3 protein-coding genes and 1 pseudogene are annotated in these 2,148 nt (G+C 38.5%); 2 read left to right on the top strand and 2 right to left on the bottom strand.

Translation table 11 applies throughout. The annotated features are described in order from the left end of the window. The first annotated feature begins 367 nt into the window (after positions 1–367). Together FD47_RS14260 and FD47_RS14255 are read left to right on the top strand one after the other, a co-directional pair. On the top strand, positions 368–628 hold the full coding sequence (locus tag FD47_RS14260) for a transposase (RefSeq protein ID WP_045353638.1): 261 nt from the start codon (positions 368–370) through the stop codon (positions 626–628). Between the two features lie 8 nt (positions 629–636). Further along, on the top strand, positions 637–1,443 hold the full coding sequence (locus FD47_RS14255; RefSeq protein WP_054736697.1) for an IS3 family transposase: 807 nt from the start codon (positions 637–639) through the stop codon (positions 1,441–1,443). 20 nt (positions 1,444–1,463) lie between these two features. Here FD47_RS14255 and FD47_RS15975 read toward each other — a convergent pair. Together FD47_RS15975 and FD47_RS14245 are read right to left on the bottom strand one after the other, a co-directional pair. After that, a pseudogene (locus FD47_RS15975) lies at positions 1,464–1,613 on the bottom strand (IS21 family transposase); the annotation flags it as partial. A 375-nt stretch (positions 1,614–1,988) separates the two neighbouring features. Further along, positions 1,989–2,066: a putative holin-like toxin gene (locus FD47_RS14245; protein WP_076661461.1), complete on the bottom strand. Its 78-nt coding sequence runs from the start codon at positions 2,064–2,066 to the stop codon at positions 1,989–1,991. Positions 2,067–2,148: the final 82 nt, after the last annotated feature.

Genomic DNA, 2,148 nt, shown 5'->3' with positions numbered 1-2,148 from the left:
GCAATGGCACTTACAGCAAGCACCATCATTAATTGCCAGTTCTTTTTCATCACTGCCACTCCCTTTTTCTAAGTACGCCAATTATAACCATTACAATCTGAAAGCACAACCTATTTTAGAACGAATATAATCTGTCCCACTTAGATGCTCGACATTCATGGTTTCTATTAATTGAGCCATGGCTAAACTCTTCTACCGAAAATTAACTCAAGTGTCCATCATCCCCAACCAGAATCATAAACCGGAAATGATTGACCCCGTTAATTTTATGGCTTCCCTAATATTCACTTCATATTATACTGCTCTTATACTAAAAAAATGGACTATTTTTATTCAGTCCGTAAAATGAAAGTATAGGAGTATTTTTATGTCAATTCGTTATTCACAAGATTTCAAAGATTCATTGGTTAAACTTCACCAAGAAGGCCGTTCACTTGAATCATTAGCAGAAGAATTTGGTCCGTCGAAAGATTCTATTGCTATTTGGGTTAAACAAGCTACCCCAATCATGATCAAGGGTCAGTCAAAGACTTTAAAAGACGTCAAGCAACTAGAGAAGCGCCTCGCTATTTTGGAGGAAGAAAACGAAATTTTAAAGCGAGCGGCCATCTTACTAGCCAAAAAATAGTCCGTAATGTGGGATTGCCGCTCGTTAACCAATTTTTAGCACAAGGCTACGCGCTTGTGCGTATTTTAAGTGCACTTAAAATCAAATCTAGTACCTATTACAATTGGCGCCATTGGCAGCCCAGTCAACAAGAAAAGCGTAGAGAATCCCTAAAACCTTATATTTTAGACGTTTGGAAAACCTTTAAATTTTATGGCTATCGTCGTATTGCTGCTTATAGTCAACTAAACAATGACTGTCCAAAAATATCTGAATATATGACACTCAAATTAATGCGTGAATTAGGGATTAGATCACGCATGCAAAAACGTTATCGAAAGCCAAAAACTGTGGTGACTGTTGATCAAAAACCCAATCTGATTAGACACTTGCATGATTTGAGCGGTGTTTGGCAAACAGATATCACTTATATTCAGTTGACTAACCACAGATGGGTCTATTTAGCGACCGTTTTGGATCCTGAGAAGAGAAAGGTATTGGGCTATAAAATTGGCGATACAATGACAGCCGAGCTAGCCACAAGTGCCTTACAGATGGCTTTAGATAAGCATCGAAAGCCGTTAATTATTCATTCAGATATGGGGTCACAATACACGAGTGCTGAATTTAATATTAAATGTCAAAATTATGGCTTGAAACATTCATATTCACTCAAAGGACATCCATACGATAATGGCCGTATGGAAGCATTTCATTCAATATTGAAACGTGAAGAGGTGTATTTGAAGGCATACGAAACATTAACGCAAGTCCAAGCAGCCATTGGTTGGTATATCAATTTTTATAATCGCAATCGTATCTCAAATGTTGCCTAATTAACTGAATAAAAATAGTCCAAGTTATTGACTTCTGAGCAGCCATCACTGAATTCATGGTTATAGACCCGTAATCGTTCGACCGTTCGGGCTAACGATTCAACGATACCTTTCGTCTGGGGGCGAAAAACGCGACAAGTGATTGGTTGATAGCAGGCATCCTGACTGAATTGCTTAGAACCTGTCTAGTATCTGCTGAATCTGGCATGACAAACTCCTCAGTCGGTTTTCCACAATTCTACCAGATTCAGCAGATACTAGACAGGTTCTTAGGACTAAAAAATAAGTTAAATGATTTACACCATGAAATCAGTAATCGAACGCAAAAACAACTGAAAGCATTTGCTAAACAGAATCCAGAAATTAAACAACCAGATTCTGAACCTGATCAAAGCCTAAAACGTTAGCCAGTTTTTAAGGGACATGCTATAATGTAATAGAAAAAGGAAGTCCCGCTAGAACAGGGCTTCCCATGTAGAGCCGTTAAAGACGGTGGCAGATTTTAACGATATTTAATAACCGCTAGCTGACCAGAGCTAAGGCGGTTATTTTTTTTGCTGACTTTTGATCAGCTCAACAATTAATGCGATTAAGGCCACGATAAAAGTACCGAAAGCCAGCATTAATTGTAAAGCGTCCGCAACGGACACCTAGGCTACTCCTTTCGTTAGGATTTATGGGCTTTAAAGGTTTAACACCATAAGC

The sequence above is a fragment of the Lentilactobacillus parafarraginis DSM 18390 = JCM 14109 genome, from assembly GCF_001435895.1.
GTDB lineage: Bacteria > Bacillota > Bacilli > Lactobacillales > Lactobacillaceae > Lentilactobacillus > Lentilactobacillus parafarraginis.
This window is presented reverse-complemented; position numbering and strand designations above follow the sequence as displayed.